This window comes from Nonomuraea harbinensis (genome assembly GCF_019396385.1).
GTDB classification, from domain to species: Bacteria; Actinomycetota; Actinomycetes; order Streptosporangiales; family Streptosporangiaceae; genus Nonomuraea; species Nonomuraea ferruginea.
The window spans coordinates 1-746 of record NZ_JAHKRN010000131.1 but is presented as its reverse complement, the minus strand read 5'-3'; the positions used below and the strand labels follow the sequence as shown (position 1 = coordinate 746).

The window sequence follows — 746 nt, the reverse complement described above, 5'->3', positions numbered from 1 at the left end:
CGCTTCGGAGTACGGGTTGTCGTTGGACACGTGCGGGCGAGAATGTGATTGGTCGATACCGAGCAGCGCGAGCAGGCCGGTGACGGTGTTGGAGGTCATCGAGGTGCCGCGGTCTGCGTGGATGGAGCGAGGCGCGATGGCGTCGTTGGCGGCGATGGCGTTCTGGATGAATTCCTTGGCCAGGGTGCCGTTCTCGGTGGGCCAGATCTCCCAGTGGATGACTTTGCGGGAGAAGATGTCGATGATGACGTACAGCAGATAGTAGACGCCGCGTACGGGGCCTTTCAGTTTGGTGATGTCCCAGGACCACACGAGGTTGGGGCGGTCGGCTTCCAGTTCGGGCTTGCTGGTCGGCGGGCGGACGGACTGGGCGCGTCGTTCGCCGCTTTGCCCGCGTTCGCGCAGCAGTCGGTACATGGTGGCCTGCGAGCACAGGTAGACGCCCTCGTCCAGCAGGATCGCCCATACCTGGGCGGGCGACTTGTCGGCGAAGCGGGCGAGTCGAGCACCGCCAGGACCTGCTCGCGCTCGGCGTCGGACAGTTCAGCCGGGTGGTGGAACGGCCGGCGCGGCCCCTGCACCGGCGGGCGCGGGTTACGCCGGCGGTGCACCGTGGCCCGGGATTTCCCGAATATCGCGCACGCTGTCACCGTGCCGACCGACTTTTCCAGGGCCGGGAAATAGGCGTCCAGGACCCGGTTCAGTTCGTGTCGGAGTCCGCGCTGCTTGAGATGTTCTGAAGCAGC

The 746-nt window shown here is 66.1% G+C and carries 1 protein-coding gene; it reads right to left on the bottom strand.

Annotation, left to right across the window (positions count from 1 at the left end):
• Positions 1-417, bottom strand: a 417-nt coding sequence (locus KME79_RS44325) for a DDE-type integrase/transposase/recombinase (protein WP_219552681.1), incomplete at its 3' end; no start/stop codon positions are given.
• Positions 418-746: the final 329 nt, after the last annotated feature.